At 69.7% G+C, this 14,458-nt stretch carries 14 protein-coding genes and 1 pseudogene; 2 read left to right on the top strand and 13 right to left on the bottom strand.

Annotated features, from left to right (window positions below; genetic code table 11):
• The 13 genes from CSC76_RS19175 to flhB all read right to left on the bottom strand — a co-directional run.
• Positions 1-763: chemotaxis protein CheW (locus tag CSC76_RS19175; RefSeq protein ID WP_238395078.1), on the bottom strand; the 763-nt coding region annotated here is incomplete at its 3' end.
• Positions 760-1,542, bottom strand: a complete 783-nt coding sequence (locus CSC76_RS17710; protein WP_162111281.1) for a ParA family protein — start codon at positions 1,540-1,542, stop codon at positions 760-762. The genes CSC76_RS19175 and CSC76_RS17710, both read right to left, overlap by 4 nt.
• Positions 1,542-2,504, bottom strand: a complete 963-nt coding sequence (motD, locus tag CSC76_RS17705) for a flagellar motor protein MotD (RefSeq protein WP_162111280.1) — start codon at positions 2,502-2,504, stop codon at positions 1,542-1,544. Before motD ends, CSC76_RS17710 begins: the two co-directional genes overlap by 1 nt.
• Before the next feature lie 12 nt (positions 2,505-2,516).
• Entirely contained in the window at positions 2,517-3,257 is a 741-nt protein-coding gene (locus tag CSC76_RS17700; RefSeq protein WP_162111279.1) for a flagellar motor protein, read from the bottom strand.
• A 249-nt stretch (positions 3,258-3,506) separates the two neighbouring features.
• The gene (locus CSC76_RS17695) at positions 3,507-5,261 is read right to left on the bottom strand and encodes a chemotaxis protein CheA (protein ID WP_162111278.1); all 1,755 of its coding nucleotides are present in this window, start codon (positions 5,259-5,261) and stop codon (positions 3,507-3,509) included.
• Between the two features lie 27 nt (positions 5,262-5,288).
• Positions 5,289-5,432, bottom strand: coding sequence for a hypothetical protein (locus tag CSC76_RS17690; protein WP_162111277.1), 144 nt, complete (start codon positions 5,430-5,432; stop codon positions 5,289-5,291).
• 36 nt (positions 5,433-5,468) lie between these two features.
• The gene (locus CSC76_RS17685) at positions 5,469-6,086 is read right to left on the bottom strand and encodes a protein phosphatase CheZ (protein WP_162111276.1); all 618 of its coding nucleotides are present in this window, start codon (positions 6,084-6,086) and stop codon (positions 5,469-5,471) included.
• Positions 6,086-6,466 carry a chemotaxis response regulator CheY gene (cheY, locus tag CSC76_RS17680; protein WP_162111282.1) on the bottom strand — a complete coding sequence of 127 codons (381 nt, stop codon included), beginning with the start codon at positions 6,464-6,466 and terminating at the stop codon, positions 6,086-6,088. The genes CSC76_RS17685 and cheY overlap by 1 nt, the downstream gene beginning before the upstream one ends.
• Before the next feature lie 195 nt (positions 6,467-6,661).
• A complete protein-coding gene (locus CSC76_RS17675; protein WP_162111275.1) occupies positions 6,662-7,414 on the bottom strand; it encodes an RNA polymerase sigma factor FliA in 753 nt (250 codons plus the stop codon).
• Positions 7,411-8,289 (bottom strand): MinD/ParA family protein, encoded by an 879-nt coding sequence (locus CSC76_RS17670; RefSeq protein ID WP_162111274.1) that lies wholly within the window; start codon positions 8,287-8,289, stop codon positions 7,411-7,413. The genes CSC76_RS17675 and CSC76_RS17670 overlap by 4 nt, the downstream gene beginning before the upstream one ends.
• Positions 8,279-10,012 carry a flagellar biosynthesis GTPase FlhF gene (gene flhF / locus CSC76_RS17665; protein ID WP_162111273.1) on the bottom strand — a complete coding sequence of 578 codons (1,734 nt, stop codon included), beginning with the start codon at positions 10,010-10,012 and terminating at the stop codon, positions 8,279-8,281. The genes CSC76_RS17670 and flhF overlap by 11 nt, the downstream gene beginning before the upstream one ends.
• Before the next feature lie 162 nt (positions 10,013-10,174).
• Positions 10,175-12,259, bottom strand: a complete 2,085-nt coding sequence (gene flhA, locus CSC76_RS17660) for a flagellar biosynthesis protein FlhA (RefSeq protein ID WP_162111272.1) — start codon at positions 12,257-12,259, stop codon at positions 10,175-10,177.
• Positions 12,256-13,386, bottom strand: coding sequence for a flagellar biosynthesis protein FlhB (flhB, locus tag CSC76_RS17655; protein WP_162111271.1), 1,131 nt, complete (start codon positions 13,384-13,386; stop codon positions 12,256-12,258). The genes flhA and flhB overlap by 4 nt, the downstream gene beginning before the upstream one ends.
• Positions 13,387-13,496: 110 nt before the next feature.
• On the opposite strand from flhB, the gene CSC76_RS17650 reads away from it, so the two are divergent.
• Together CSC76_RS17650 and CSC76_RS17645 are read left to right on the top strand one after the other, a co-directional pair.
• Entirely contained in the window at positions 13,497-13,886 is a 390-nt protein-coding gene (locus tag CSC76_RS17650; RefSeq protein ID WP_162111270.1) for a hypothetical protein, read from the top strand.
• A gap of 63 nt (positions 13,887-13,949) precedes the next feature.
• Positions 13,950-14,458: pseudogene (locus CSC76_RS17645) on the top strand (TolC family protein); the annotation flags it as partial.

Here is a 14,458-nt window from a genome sequence, read left to right as displayed (position 1 = left end):
CCACCTGGCCGCGCAGGTTCCTCCCCCCCAGCATGTGCGGCGCGGCGCCTCGCAGCGGCAGCAGGGTGGCGGGGCGCACCACCTCCTGCACCTTGAGCAGTTCCAGTGCGTAGTGCTGCTGGTCGCAGCGCAGGCGCAGCCAGCGCGTCTTGCGCTCGGTGGCGCGACGGCGTTCGCCGGTATCCGGTGGCGTGGCCAGCAGGTACGGCGTGGCGGGCAGCGGCGGGAGCGCGCGCGGCGCTGCGGGTGAGGCCGTCGGCGCGCGCGCGGGCGGCATGGTGGGGGGAACAGAGGGCGTCGCCACGCGCGAGGTCGGTGCGGCGCCGCCATGCAGTTCGTCGAGCAGGGCTTCGAACTCGTCCTCACCGATCACATCCGCTTCCGCGCTGGCGCGCACGGGCGCGACGGCGAGTGCCGGCGCCGCAGCGACGGGAGGCGGGACCGCCGGTTCTGCAACGGGCGGGGCCACGACAGAGGTCGGCACGCCGTCGCCATGCAACTGGTCGAGCAGGGCCTCGAACTCGTCGTCGCTGATCAGGTCGGCTTCGCTGCCGGCGCGGATCGGAGCTACGGCGAGGACCGGCGCCGCCGATGGCGTGGCGTCGACAAGGGGGGACGCGGCCGCTGCGGCGTCGGTCTGGCGCGCAACGGCATCGACCGTGGCGACCGCCACGACGTGGGGCGTCGATGGGGTGGCCGCCGGCGCGGCCGCATCGCCAAGCAGGTCGAGCAGGTAGGCGTCGGGGGCGGCCGGCGTGTTCATGCGGCCTGCTCCGTATCGCGCGCCTCGGTCAGCAGCAGCCAGTCCAGCGCGCGCCGGTAGGCGGACAGGCCACGGCCCGGGTACTGCGCCGCGGGGCTGGAGCGTGTCAGCGCATCGACGCTGCAGATGCGGGTGTCGTTGGGAATGGCGTCGTTCCAGACGCGTTCGCCGTATTCGTCCTGCATGGCCTTCAGCGTGTCCGCGCCGGTGCGCGTGCGCTTGTCGTACAGCGTGGGCAGGATCGACACCGGCAGCACGCGATGGCGCGAGCGCTGGATCATGTCCGCGGTGCGGCACATGCCCTTCAGCCCGTGCAGGGCCAGCGGCTCGGTCTGCGTGGGAATGATGACGTGGTCCGCCGCGGCCAGCGCGTTGACCATCAGCAGGCCCAGCGTGGGCGGGCAGTCGAACAGCACGAAGTCCCAGGCATGGCCGCCGCGTGCCAGTGCATTGGACAGCGCCAGCCCGAGGCCAGGCTGGGTGGCGCTGCGGCGCTCCAGTGTGGCCAGCGGGGTCTGCGCGGCGATGAACGACAGGTTCTCGATCTCGGTCGCGCGCGCCAGGGTGGCCAGGGCGGGCGGCTGCTCGTCGAACAGGTCCAGCACGCCGGCCGGCTGCGGGTCGGTGGCCACGCCGAACGCACGCGTCAGCGAGGCATGCGGGTCCAGATCGACCAGCAGCACGCGATGGCCGCGCATGGCCAGGCCGCGCCCGAGGGCGAGGGTGGTGGTGGTCTTGCCGACGCCTCCCTTCTGGTTGGCGATTGCCCACACGCGCATCACTGGACTCCTTCATGGACCTGGGGCGCCGGCGGCGCTCCGGGCATGGAGGTCGCGGCATGGGCCGGCAGCGGCGGCAGCGAGATCACTGACGGCGGCGCGACGGCTTCTCCCCCCACATGCAATTCCGGTGCCGGAGCGCCCGGGCTGGCCAGGATGATCAGCAGCACGCGGCGGTTGGCGTTGCGGCCTTCATCGCTGGCGTTGTCGGCGATCGGCCGGAACTCGCCGTAGCCGATCATGGCCAGCCGCTCCGGCGGGATTCCGTCGCGGACGAACAGGTGGACCACGCTGGCGGCGCGCGCGGACGACAGTTCCCAGTTGGAGGGGAACTGCGCGGTGCGGATCGGGCGGTCGTCGGTGTAGCCCTCCACCCGCACCGAGTTGGGCACGCCGGCCAGTACCGTGGCGAGCTTGCCGACGGTTTCCTGGGCCTTCGGGTCCAGGGTGGCCGAGCCGGTGGCGAACAGGATGTCGCTGTTGATCTGTACTTCCAGCCACAGCGTGGAACGCTTGATGGTGACCAGCTTCTCGTCGATCAGCGGCGCCAGCGCGCGCTCCAGGTCGTCGGCGATGCGCTTGAGCTCGCCCTGGGCGCTCTGCAGGCCCTTGGCGTCCAGGGACATGTTCATCTGCGAGGCCATCGCCGCCAGCAGGGTGACGTTGGGCGAGGGCGAGGGTGCGGACGGGCCCTGTTTGGCCCCGGACTTGATGGGCGAGGGGCGGTCGAAGTCCGCACCCTGCAGTTGGTGGTTGCCCACCTGCACCGGATTGATCGTGCGCGGCGCGCCGCCGAAGGCCGCCGTCAGTGCGTCGGCCATCACCCGGTACTTGCCCTCGTTGACGGTGGAGATGGCGTACATCACCACGAAGAAGGCGAGCAGCAGGGTCATGAGGTCGGCGTAGGGGATCGCCCAGGCCTCATGGTTGGCATGTTCCTCGTGCTTGTGCCGCCGTGCCATGGTCGCCCCGGCTCAGTGCAGGAAGCCGGCCAGCTTGGCCTCGATGTTGCGCGGATTCTCGCCCTGCGCGATGGCGATCAGGCCTTCGATGATCATTTCCTGCTCGCGGCTGCGCCCGCCGATCACGCTCTTGAGCTTGCTGGCGATGGGCAGGAAGAACAGGTTGGCCGAGGCGATGCCGTAGATGGTCGCGGTGAACGCGGCGGCGATGCCGTGGCCCAGCTTGCTGGGATCGGCGAGGTTCTTCATCACCGCGATCAGGCCGAACACCGCGCCGATGATGCCCAGCGTGGGCGCATAGATGCCCATGGCCTCGAAGACCTTCGCGGCCGCCAGGTCCTGGTGTTCCTGACCGTTGAGGTCGATCTCCATCATGTGCCGGATCGCTTCCGGCTCCACGCCGTCGACCAGCATCTGCAGGCCCTTCTTCAGGAACGGGTCGTCCTGCTGGTTTACCAGCGGCTCCAGGCCCAGCAGGCCCTGCTTGCGGGCGATGTTGCTCCAGTCGACGATCTCGGCGATCAGCGCCTCGCCGTCGTTGCCCGGCGGGCGGATCACCCAGCGGGCGATCGACAGGGCGCGCTTGAATACCGGCGGCGGCGTATGCACCAGGATCGCGGCGATGGTGCCCAGGATCACGATGACGAAGGCGGCCGACGACCACAGCGACGACAGGCCCGCGCCCTTGAGGATGCTGCCACCGACCAGCGCGACCAGTGCCAGCAGGAGTCCGATGAGGCTGAAGATATCCATGTGCTGATCTATCGGCCCGATGCAGGGGGACTTGAGGTGAGCTTCTTGTAGGAGCGACGTGAGTCGCGACCACGATCACACAGACATCCGCGTGTCATGTGGTGCAGATGCGGTTGTGGGGCGATGGCGGCTTTTGTAGGAGCGACGTAAGTCGCGACCGGGATCCGACCGCCGTCAGGCGCCCCGGCGGTGCCAAGCGTGCGGTCGCGACTTACGTCGCTCCTACAGAAGAGCAGCAACTGGGCTGCGTCACGCCGTCGCGCGCAGCCCGTCCACGTCCAGGATCAGCGCCATGCGGCCGTCGCCGATCAGGGTGGCGCCGGCATAGCCGGGCAGGCCGCGCACGGCGCGCGGCAGGGGTTTGATGACGACTTCCTCGCGGCCACGCACCTGGTCCACGATCAGGCCGAAGCGCTGTTCGCCCATCTGCAGCACCACGATGGTCAGCAGGGGCGCCATCACCGGATCCACGCGCAGCCACTGGCGCAGGTCGACCAGCGGCAGCGTGTGGCTCTGCCGGTCGAGCACGGCCTGGCCGTCGAACCAGCGCAGGCTCTCGGAGGGCGCGTGCAGCACTTCCATCACGCGCGCCAGCGGCAGGGCGTAGACCGGGTCGCCCGCCTGCACCAGCAGCGTGGGCAGGATGGCCAGCGTCAGCGGCACGCGGATGACGAAGCGGCTGCCGCGGCCCACGTCGGAGTGGATGGTGATCTGTCCGCTGAGCTCGCGGATGCGCGACTGCACCACGTCCATGCCGACGCCGCGGCCGGAGATGTCGGTGACTTCGGCCTTGGTGGAGAAGCCGGGCAGGAAGACCAGTTGCAGGCACTCGTCGTGGGACAGGCGGGCGGCTGCTTCGGGATCGATCAGGCCCTTCTCCAGCGCCTTGACGCGCAGGCGTTCCGGATCGATGCCGGCGCCGTCGTCGCGGATCTCGATGGTGACGAAGTCGCCTTCCTGCTGCGCCGACAGGCGCACGTGGCCCTGCCGCGGCTTGCTGCAGGCTTCGCGCAGTGACGGCACTTCGATGCCGTGGTCGATCGCGTTGCGTACCAGGTGAACCAGCGGATCGGCCAGCGCCTCCACCAGGTTGCGGTCCAGCTCGGTATCGGCGCCGACCAGTTCCAGGTCGACTTCCTTCTGCAGCTGGCGGGCGACATCGCGCGCCACCTTGGGAAAACGCGAGAACACCTTGCCGACCGGCTGCATGCGCGTGCGCATGACGGCGGTCTGCAGGCGGGCCGTGGCGATGTCTAGGCTGCTGACGGCGCGGTCCAGCTCTTCGTCGCGGATGCGCGCCCGCAGCGTCTTCAGCCGGTTGCGCGACAGCACCAGCTCGCCCACCAGGTTGACGATGGCATCCAGCCGCTTGGTATCCACGCGGATGGTCTGTTCGGTTTCGCCGCCCACCTTGGCGGCCGGCTTGCCCGCAGGCGCGGGCTTGGGCGCGGGTTGCGGACGGGGCGGCGGTGTGGGCGAGGGTGCCACCACCGTTGTCGGCACGCCGTCGCCGTGCAGCTGGTCCAGCAGCGCCTCGAACTCGTCGTCGGAGATCAGGTCGCCGCCCGACGAGGCGGCAGCGCCCGCTGCGGGCGGGGTCGCCGGTTTCGGTGCGGGTGCGGCATGGCCCTGCACGTCGAACTGGTCGATCAGGATCTGTGGCGCATGCGGCGGGTCTTCGCCGGCACCGATGGCGTCGAGCATCTGCTGCAACCAGTCCAGCGACTGTTGGGCGGCATCGAAATGCTGCGGTTCCAGCGTCGCCTGGCCGGCGCGCACCAGGCCCAGGGTCTCTTCGGCGGCATGGCACAGGTTGACCATGGGCTGGATGCCCAGGAAGCCGGCGCCGCCTTTCAGCGTGTGGAAGCCACGGAACACCGCGTTGAGCTGCTCGCTGTCGGACGGGTCCTGTTCCAGCGTTACCAGCTGTTCGCCCAGCCGGTCGAGGATTTCCTGCGCTTCGATCAGGAAGTCGGCGGCGATTTCAGGGGTGACGGCGGCCATGGGCGGGGCGGGTACCGGAACGGGCGATCAGCGGGAGGAATCGAGCAGGCGCATCGCATGCGCGTGGCGGCGGCGCAGGATGCGGCCGGCGATGACATCGCAGACCAGCAGCACGCCCACGAACAGCAGGACGACGGGATGGCGGGGGCGGCGGTCGGTGGAATCGGTCATGGCGGGTCTCCGGTGCCGCGTCGCGCTTCCGCCGGGCTACAGGCCCAGGCCGGACAGCAGGTCGTCGGCGTCGTCCTGCGAGAAGGCATTGCGGTCAAGACCAGCAACGGCCGGGCCGGCGAGTTCTGAACCCTTGCCGCTGTTTTTTTCCGGTGGCGGCAGGCCCAGCGCGCCGAAGCCTTCATGCACGCGCCGCACGATGCCGGCCACCCGGCGGATGATCTGGCCGGTAAGGTCCTGGTAGCTCTGCGCCAGCGCCATCTCGGACAGGCCCTTGCCGATGCGGTCCACCAACGCAGCCTGTTCGGGCGACAGATCGGTGCCCTTCAGCTGCGTGGCGTAGCCGCGGCACTGTTCGGCCAGATCCAGCGTCGTGTGGCTGGCCTGTTCGGTCATCTCGACCACGTGGTCCAGGCGCGCGCAGGCATCATCGAGCTCGCCGGCGTCGGTGGGGGGCAGTTCGCCGAGGGTCTGCGCCAGTTCGCGCGCCAGTCGCCCCAGGCCCTGCATCATGGGCTGGGTGCGCCAGGCGGCGATGGCGTCCAGTTCCCGGCGCCAGCCCGCCTCGTCGCCCTGTTCCAGGGCATCGAGCGCGTGCTGCAGCTTCTCCACCAGGGCCGCACGGGCGGTACCCACATCGGCGACGGCATTCATCACGCGGCCGCTCCCAGGCGCTCGAAGATCTTGCCCAGCTTCTCTTCCAGCGTCTGCGCAGTGAACGGTTTGATGATGTAGCCGTTCACGCCGTTCTGCGCCGCTTCGATGATCTGCTCGCGCTTGGCTTCGGCCGTGACCATCAATACCGGCAGGGTCTTGAAGCGGTCGTCGGCGCGGATGGCCTTCAGCAGCTCGATGCCGGTCATGCCCGGCATGTTCCAGTCGGTGACCACGAAATCGAAGCTGCCCTGCGCCAGTGCGGTCAACGCGGTGCTGCCGTCGTCGGCCTCGGCGGTGTTGGTATAGCCCAGGTCGTTGAGCAGGTTCTTGATGATGCGGCGCATGGTGGAGAAATCGTCCACGATCAGGATGCGCATGTTCTTGTTGGTCACGGGTGCTCCGGTGCTGCGTGGACGGTGAGTCTGGTGGGGATATCGGCCGGGGGAGGGAAAGATTTAGGGGAGACAACGCCGCTCTGTAGGAGCGCCCCTTGGGCGCGATGCTTCTCGTTCGATCCAATCAAGAGCATCGCGCCCATGAGGCGCTCCTACAGGGTTATGCGTCGTCCAGGGTCACTCGTCGTCTTCCAGCCCCGCGTCCGCCTTCTCGAACACCTGCAGGCGGCCGCGCAGGCGCACCATGGCCTGGCCGTGGATCTGGCAGACGCGCGATTCGCTGACGCCGAGCACCGCACCGATCTCCTTCAGGTTGAGCTCCTGCTCGTAGTACATCGACAGCACCAGCTGTTCGCGCTCGGGCAACTGGCCGATGGCCTTCACCAGCTGCTGGCGGAACTCGCTGCGCTCCAGGTGCTGCTGCGGCGAGGGACCGCCGGTACGGGTGGTGTTGGGTTCGCCATGGTCGTCGATGTGCGATTCCAGGCTCAGCACCTGTCCGCGCGCCGCGTCTTCCATCAGGCGCAGGTATTCGGGCAGCGGCATCTCCATGGCGCTGGCCACTTCGGTGGCGATGGCGGCACGGCCGGTGCGCTGTTCGATCTCGCGCACGGTGGCGGCGGCCTGGCGCGCGCGGCGGTGCACCGACCGCGGCACCCAGTCGCCCCGGCGGATCTCGTCGATCATCGAGCCGCGGATGCGGATGGACGCGTAGGTCTCGAACGAGGCCCCCTGTTCGGCGTCGTAGCTGCGCGAAGCCTCCAGCAGGCCGATCATGCCGGCCTGGATCAGGTCGTCGATCTCCACGCTGGCCGGCAGTCGGGCGGCCAGATGGTGGGCGATGCGGCGCACCAGGTCGGCATGCTGGGCGATGACGTCGTTGGCGGCGGAGCGTTGCACCGCGCGGTACTGGGCGGCGGCGGTGTTCATGCGGCCACCCCGCGCTGGATCAGGCGTTCCACGAAGAACTCCACGTTGCCGCGGGCGCCGACCGGGGGTTGCCAGCGCGCCGTGGTGCGGGCGATCTCGGCGATCGCGCGCGCCGACGGGCTGCCCGGATAGGCCTTCACCACCGCCTGCTGGCGCTGCACGGCGCGGCGCAGCCAGTCGTCCTGCGGCACGGCACCCAGGTAATGCAGGGCCACGTCGCCGAGGAAGCGTTCGCAGACGCGCGCGAGCTTCTCGTACAGTTTCCGGCCTTCGTTGGGGTCGCGCACCATGTTGGCGATCACGTGCACGCGGTCCAGGCCGCGTTCGCGCGCCAGCACCTTGATCAGGGCGTAGGCGTCGGTGATCGAGGCCGGCTCGTCGCAGACCACCACCACGGTGTCCTGCGCGGCCTGGCAGAAGGTCAGCACGCTGTCGGTGATGCCGGCGGCGGTGTCGACCACCATCACGTCGAGCGCGCGTTGCAATTCGGAGAACACATGGACCAGGCCCACGTGTTCGGCGGGCGTCAGTTCGGCCATGTGGCGGAAACCCGACGACGCCGGCACCCCCATCAGGCCTTCCGGACCTTCCAGCAGCACGTCCTCCAGCTGGCAGCGGCCGGCGACGAGATCGGCCAGGGTGAACTTGGGCGACAGGCCGAGCAGCACGTCCACGTTGGCCAGGCCCAGGTCGGCGTCCATCAACAGCGTGCGTTTGCCCATTTCGGCCAGCGATACCGCCAGGTTCACGGACACGTTGGTCTTGCCCACACCGCCCTTGCCGCCGGTGACGGCGATGACGCGCACCGGATGGAAGGCGCCGGGCAGGGGGGGCGTGCTGCGGGGGTTGGTCTGCAGCAGGGGGTCAGGCGACATGGGTGGCCTCGGTCGAGCAGGGTTCGTCGGCTTCGCGGCGCAGCTGGTCCAGCCGCAGCACGAGGTGGGCGCTGTTGGCGCGATGGAGGTCGTCGGGCACGCGCTGGCCGTCGGTCACCCAGGCCATGGGAAGCTGGTGGTCCACGACCACCGACAGCGCACTGCCCAGGCGACCGGTTTCGTCCAGCTTGGTCAGCACCACGCCCTGTGGCTGCACGGTGCTGAAGCGGCGGACGACTTCGTCCAGGTCGGCGAAATGGGAATTGGCCGGCAGGCAGAGCAGGGTCTGCACCTGGCCGGACGCGCGCAGCCAGTTGAGCTGGCCGACCAGGTTGCGGTCGCGCTGGCCCAGGCCGGCGGTGTCTATCAGCACCAGCTTGTAGTCGCGCAGGCGTTCCAGCACCAACGCCAGGCCCTGTGCGCTGTCGGCCTCGTGCACGGCGATGCCCAGTTGGCGGCCGTAGCCGTGCAGCTGCTCGCGGCCGCCGATGCGCACGGTGTCGGTGGTCACCAGGGCCACATCGCGCGCGTTGTGGCGCTGGGCGAAGCAGGCCGCCAGCTTGGCGATGGTGGTGGTCTTGCCGGCCCCCGTGGGGCCGACCAGGGCGACCACGCCGCCGGTTTCCAGCGGATCGGCCTCGGTGACGGGCAGTTTCTTCGACAGCAGTCCCAGCATCAGGCCGCGACCGCGATGGGCCTCGGTGTCGGCGGGAATCTGCAGGGCGATGTCGCGGGTGATGCCGGCGTCGAAGCCGTAGTCTTCCATCAGCTCCATCGCCTGCATGCGCACCGGCGACCCGCGCAGGCGTTCGTCGGTGAGGCGGTGCATCTCGCGTTCGATCATTTCGCGCATCGCCGCCAGTTCGCCGCGCATCTGCACCAGCTGCGCGTCGCTCTCGCGCGCGTCGGCGGCGTTGTCGGCCACCACGGTCAGCGTGGGCACGGTGACGGCGGCCGGGGCGGGGACGGTGTCCGCGGAGGGCAGGCGCGCACTTGGCAGGGTGGCGACCTTCGGCGCAGGCGCCGGTTCCGGCAGGGCGACCGGCGGCGCGATCGACGGCAGCATTGCGTCCAGGTCCAGGGTGTCGTCGATGTCCGCGCGCACGGCGGTGCGCGGACGCGGCGGCGCGGCGGGTTCGGCGTGCGGTGCGACGGCAGGTGCCGGTTCGTTGGCGGGCGCCGCGGGCAGGCAGGCGGCCAGCTTGGCGGCGAAGGATGTGGGTTCGATCAGCTGCGGGGCGATGTCGCGCAGGGGTTGGCCGGGCGCGAAGCGCGGCGGCGCTTCGTTGGCGGCGGCAACCGGCGTTGCGACCACAGGCGCCACCGGCATGCGCGGCGTGGCGACGGGGGTCTCGGGACGCGCCGATCCCGGCACGACAGGTGCCGGCGCGCTCTGGCGACGCGCGAAGTAATTAGCGGCGGCCTCGGCGGGTGACAGGGACGCTGCGGCCGTTGCGGGCACCGCGGCGTTCGCGTCCGTGTTCGCGGCCCGGTTCGGCGCGGCCGGGTCCAGCAGCGGATGCAGCGGGGCGGTCGCGGCGGCCGGGCGCATCGCCTCCAGCGTGTGCTTCACCAGCGCCTCGTCGTAGTTGCTGGCGGCGACGATCTCGACGCCGTCCTCGGTGACGCGGTTGGACAGGATCACCGCGTCCGGGCCGTGTTCCTGGCGGACCATGGCGAAGGCGGTGCGCATGTCGGGGGCGACGAAGCGTTTGATTTTCATGGGATGAGGGCCGGGAACAGGGAACGGGGAACAGGGAACGACAGAGGGCGGGCGAACCGCTTCCCACGCGTTCGTCGAGACATCTGCTGCTGAATTCGTGTCATCTCATTGCTCCTGCCGATTGCGACCAACCCACATTCCCCGTTCCCGCTTGCCACACCATCAATTGATCGTCCCCACCAGCTTCAACCGCTTGTCCTCGGGCACCTCGCTGTAGGCCAGCACCGACAGCGAGGGGACGCTGTGGCGGACCAGGCGGGCGAGGGCGGCGCGGACCGAACCCGGGACCAGCACCACTGCAGGCTCACTGCGGGCTTCCTGCTTGGTCACCACGTCGGCGAGGCTCTGGTGCAGGCGTTCTGCCAGTCCCGGTTCCAGCGCCGCGCCGGTTCCCTGGGTGCTGTCCTGCAAGACGCGTTCCAGATTCGGCGCCAGGGTGTAGACGGGCAGCTCCGGGGTCATGCCGGAGATTTCCTGCACGATGAAACGCCCCAGCGAGGTGCGCACGGCGGCGGTGAGTGCGGCCGGGTCGCTGTTCTGCGGCGCGAATTCCACCAGCGACTCCACGATGCGGCGCAGCTGGCGGATCGGCACGCGCTCGACCAGCAGGTTCTGCAGCACGCGCACCACGGTGGCCAGCGGCAGCGTCTTGGGCGTGAGGTCCTCGACCAGCTTGGGCGCGCTGCGTCCCAGCTGCGACAGCAGCTGCTGTACTTCTTCGTGACCAAGCAGTTCAGGTGCGTGTTCGCGGACCAGGTGGGAGAGGTGGGTGGCCATGACGGTGGCCGGATCGACCACGGTATAGCCGAGCGATTCGGCGGTGGCCTTCTGGTGGGACTGGATCCACACCGCATCCAGGCCGAAGGCCGGGTCCTTGCCGGGGATGCCGCCGATGGCGCCGAAGGCGCCGCCGGGGTCCAGGGCCAGCTCGCGGTCCGGATGGATGTCGGCCGTGGCGACGGGGACGCCGTGCACCAGCAGGCGGTAACCGTTGGAGGGCCGTTCCAGGTTGTCGCGGATGTGCACCGGCGGGATCAGGAATCCCAGATCCTGGGTCAGCTTGCGGCGCCCCGCCTTGATGCGCGACATCAGTTCGCCGCCCTGGTTCTTGTCGACCAGCGGAAACAGCCGGTAGCCCACTTCCAGGCCCAGCGGATCGACCGGGCGCAGTTCGTCCCAGGTCAGCTCCGCGTTGCGGGCCGGTGCGCCGGGGGCGGGCAGGGCCGCGACATCGCCGGTGGCGGCTTCGGGCCCCTCCTGCGTGCGCTTCCACATCTTCCAGGCCAGGTAGCCCAGGATCGCCGCCAGCGTCAAAAAGGCGACGTTGGGCATGCCCGGCACCAGGCCGACCAGGCCCAGCACGCCCGCGGCCACCGCCAGCGCCTTGTGCTGGCCGAAGGCCTGGCCCATCACGGCCTGGCCCATGTCCTGCGAACGCGACGCGCGGGTGACCAGCATGGCCACCGCCGAAGACACCAGCAGCGCCGGCAGCTGCGCCACCAGGCCGTCGCCGATGGACAGCAGGGTGTAGGTGGACGCGGCCTCGGCCGCCGGCATGCCGTGCTGGGCCATGCCCACGGCGAACCCGCCGACCAGGTTGATGAACAGGATCAGGATGCCGGCGATGGCATCGCCGCGGATGAACTTGTTGGCACCGTCCATCGCACCGTAGAAGTCAGCTTCCTCGCGGACTTCCTCGCGGCGCGCCTTGGCTTCCTCGCGGGTCAGGATGCCGGCGTTGAGATCGGCGTCGATGGCCATCTGCTTGCCCGGCATCGCGTCCAGGATGAAGCGCGCCGATACCTCGGAAATACGGCCCGCGCCCTTGGTGATCACCACGAAGTTGATGATGGTCAGGATGGCGAACACCACGATGCCGACCGCGTAATTGCCGCCCACCACGAACTCGCCGAAGGCCGCGATGACCTTGCCGGCCGCATCGTGGCCGTTCTGGCCGTTGAGCAGGATCACGCGGGTGGAGGCCACGTTCAGCGCTAGGCGCAGCATCGTGGTCATCAGCAGGATGATGGGGAAGATGGTGAAGTCCAGCGGCCGCTTCACGTAGATCACGGCCAGCAGCACCACCAGCGAGATGGCGATGTTGAAGCTGAACAGCGCGTCCAGGACCGGCGGCGCCAGCGGCACCACGATCATGGCCAGCAGCGCCAGCACCACCAGCGGCGCGCCCAGGCCGTTCTTCAGCATCTCCATCCAGCGCACGCCGCCGGCAGCCGGTTGCGCGCTCATGCCTTGCCCCCATGCTCATCCACGTCCACGGCGGGCATGTCCGGATGCGGGGCTTCGCCCACGCGCCAGGCGCGCAGCTGGTACACGTAGGACAGGATCTGGGCGACGGCGGCGTACAGTCTCACGGGGATCTCCCGGCCAAGCTGCCCCTCCCGATACAAGGCGCGTGCCAGCGGGGGCGCGGAGACGATGGCGATGCGGTGGGCGTCGGCGACTTCGCGGATGCGCAGGGCCAGTTCGTCCACGCCCTTGGCGACCACGGTGGGCGCGCCCATCTGGCCGGCCTGGTACTTCAGCGCCACGGCGTAGTGGGTGGGGTTCACCACCACCACGTCGGCGGTCGGGACCTCTTCCATCATCCGGCGCTGCGACAGCTGGTGCTGCATCTGCCGGATGCGGCCCTTCACTTCCGGGCTGCCCTCGCTCTCCTTCATCTCCTCGCGCAGTTCCTGGCGCGTCATCTTCAGCTTCCGCATCCAGTTCCACTTCTGGTAGGGCGCGTCGACGGCGGCCAGCAGGATCAGCCCGCCGGTGGTGGCCAGCAGCAGGGTGCTGGTGAACGTCAGCCCGCTGCGCACGGCCTGTTCCAGCGGCATGGTCAACAGTTCGCGCAGGGGGTTGAGTCCCAGTTTCACGCAGATCGCCGCCGCGCCGCCGATCAGGGCCACGCGCAGCAGCGACTTCAGCAGTTCGGCGACGCTTTCGGCGCCGTACAGGCGCTTGAGGCCGGCAGCCGGGCTGAGACGCTTGAAATCGGGCATCAGCGCCTTCTGCGAGAACTGCAGGCCGCTCATCGCCACCGGCGCCACCAGGCCGGCGAGCACGCAGATGCCGGCCACCGGCGCGATCACGGCGAGCAGCTTGAGCAGCAGCAGCCCCACGTGGCCGAACAACTGGTCCGGCTGGCGCATCAGTGCCGCATCGGGGGTCAGGGCGATCTTCATCCAGCCCAGCGCATTGCGGGCGAGGGAAGGCCCCATCGCGATGATCGCCAGCACGCCCGCCCCGAACACCGCCGCCGTGGCCAGCTCGCGCGAGCGCGGGATGTTGCCCTGTTCACGGGCTTCGCGGCGTCGTTTTTCGGTAGGGAGTTCTGTGCGTTCGCCGCTTTCGTCCTGCTCAGACATGGCGTGTTTCCGACGGGGTCGGGGCGGTCGATGCAAGTCCCGTTCCACTCTGCGGACGCGGCGCGACATGGAATTGTCTAACGCTGTCCCGCGCAGCTAGCATCTGGCGGATGCTGTTCCGCGCCCTCCGCCGACCCCGCTGCCTGCTGCTGCGCCTGCCTGCGCTGGCGCTGCTGTTGCTGGCGGTGCTGGCCAATCCGGTGCTGGCCTCGCTGGGCGATCTGCACGAACTGGGCAGCCGCGGGGAACACCTGCATGCCGTGTCCGAGCACGGCGATGCGGCATCCGGGCACGAACATGCGGATGGCGAGGCCGGCGAGGGCGACCTGCTGCATGCGCTGATGCATGCCAGCCATTGCTGCGGCCATCTGACCGCCATCGTGCCGGCGCCGATCGCGCTGCCCGGCATGCCGCGGGCGTCGGCGGCGCCCCTCGCCGACACCGTGCCCCTGCCGCCGTCGCGGCCGGCTTCGCTGCTGCGTCCTCCGATCGTCGCGTGATGGCCGTGCCGGGCCGAGCCTCCTCCGTCCGGCGTTCCATCACCGACTTCCCGGAGACTCCCCATGTGGTTGCGACTGGCGGCACTGGCCGCCCTCGCGATCGCGCCGTGCGTGCACGCGCAGGCGCCATCGCCCATTGTTCCCCCTGATGTCCTCACGCTCGACGATGCCGTCGCGCGCGTGGCCCGTACCCATCCCGACCTGCGCCTGATCGATGCCCGCCGAGGCGGACTGCAGGCGGGTCTCGACGCCGCGTCGCTGCGGCCGGCCCTGCGCGCGGGGCTGGACATCGAGAACGCCCTCGGCAGCGGGCAGGCGCGCGCCTTCCGCCCGGCCGAGACCACCCTGACCCTCGCCGGCGGGCTGGGGGGCGGCGGCGAGCTGGATGCGCGGGGCCCCCTGGCGCAGGGCCGCATCGATGCGCTGGCTGTAAAGCGGGGAGCTCGTCGGCTGGATCTGTTGGCTGAAACGGCGCGGAGGTATTTGGGCTTGGTGGCACGGGAGATGTGGGCGACGTTTGGCCAAGTTGAGTGGAATCAGCTGGCTGTTGTATACCACAGACTGTGTCCAGG

Source organism: Pseudoxanthomonas mexicana (assembly GCF_010093385.1).
Taxonomy (GTDB): Bacteria; Pseudomonadota; Gammaproteobacteria; order Xanthomonadales; family Xanthomonadaceae; genus Pseudoxanthomonas_A; species Pseudoxanthomonas_A mexicana.
This window is presented reverse-complemented; position numbering and strand designations above follow the sequence as displayed.

What these genes read in the sequence shown, in the direction of transcription:
- CSC76_RS17710 (WP_162111281.1), bottom strand. Translation starts at nt 1,542, where the DNA reads ATGCGCGTGTGGGCAATCGCCAACCAGAAGGGAGGCGTCGGCAAGACC.
- motD (WP_162111280.1), bottom strand. Translation starts at nt 2,504, where the DNA reads ATGGCACGGCGGCACAAGCACGAGGAACATGCCAACCATGAGGCCTGG.
- CSC76_RS17700 (WP_162111279.1), bottom strand. Translation starts at nt 3,257, where the DNA reads ATGGATATCTTCAGCCTCATCGGACTCCTGCTGGCACTGGTCGCGCTG.
- CSC76_RS17695 (WP_162111278.1), bottom strand. Translation starts at nt 5,261, where the DNA reads ATGGCCGCCGTCACCCCTGAAATCGCCGCCGACTTCCTGATCGAAGCG.
- CSC76_RS17690 (WP_162111277.1), bottom strand. Translation starts at nt 5,432, where the DNA reads ATGACCGATTCCACCGACCGCCGCCCCCGCCATCCCGTCGTCCTGCTG.
- CSC76_RS17685 (WP_162111276.1), bottom strand. Translation starts at nt 6,086, where the DNA reads ATGAATGCCGTCGCCGATGTGGGTACCGCCCGTGCGGCCCTGGTGGAG.
- cheY (WP_162111282.1), bottom strand. Translation starts at nt 6,466, where the DNA reads ATGCGCATCCTGATCGTGGACGATTTCTCCACCATGCGCCGCATCATC.
- CSC76_RS17675 (WP_162111275.1), bottom strand. Translation starts at nt 7,414, where the DNA reads ATGAACACCGCCGCCGCCCAGTACCGCGCGGTGCAACGCTCCGCCGCC.
- CSC76_RS17670 (WP_162111274.1), bottom strand. Translation starts at nt 8,289, where the DNA reads ATGTCGCCTGACCCCCTGCTGCAGACCAACCCCCGCAGCACGCCCCCC.
- flhF (WP_162111273.1), bottom strand. Translation starts at nt 10,012, where the DNA reads ATGAAAATCAAACGCTTCGTCGCCCCCGACATGCGCACCGCCTTCGCC.
- flhA (WP_162111272.1), bottom strand. Translation starts at nt 12,259, where the DNA reads ATGAGCGCGCAACCGGCTGCCGGCGGCGTGCGCTGGATGGAGATGCTG.
- flhB (WP_162111271.1), bottom strand. Translation starts at nt 13,386, where the DNA reads ATGTCTGAGCAGGACGAAAGCGGCGAACGCACAGAACTCCCTACCGAA.
- CSC76_RS17650 (WP_162111270.1), top strand. Translation starts at nt 13,497, where the DNA reads ATGCTGTTCCGCGCCCTCCGCCGACCCCGCTGCCTGCTGCTGCGCCTG.